The sequence below is a fragment of the Cobetia sp. BMC6 genome, assembly GCF_029991385.1.
In the GTDB taxonomy this organism is placed as follows: Bacteria; Pseudomonadota; Gammaproteobacteria; order Pseudomonadales; family Halomonadaceae; genus Cobetia.
On the sequence record NZ_JAKUMF010000095.1, the window covers coordinates 1 to 253 of the forward strand.

1 pseudogene is annotated in these 253 nt (G+C 52.2%); it reads right to left on the bottom strand.

The features are described 5' to 3' along the window. A pseudogene (locus MKZ40_RS17150) lies at positions 1–142 on the bottom strand (IS3 family transposase); the annotation flags it as partial. Between the last annotated feature and the right edge of the window lie 111 nt (positions 143–253).

Below are 253 nucleotides of genomic sequence, written 5' to 3' on the forward strand. Positions count from 1 at the left end.
GCGATTCGTAGGCCATGGTCAGCGCTTTCTTTACCAGCTCCGTGTTCGGCGATAGGGACAATGCCCACCCCACGGGTTTACGAGCATACAAGTCGATGACCACTGCCAGATAAGCCCAGCGTGCCCCAGGGAAAACGCATGAAAGCTTTCAGACCGCGAGAATGTCAGCAAGATATGTCTCAACCAGTGCCGCTTTCTTCTGTTTCCGCCGAATTCCGCCTTTGAAAGATTTCTCTCCTTTCAGGTAATTCAG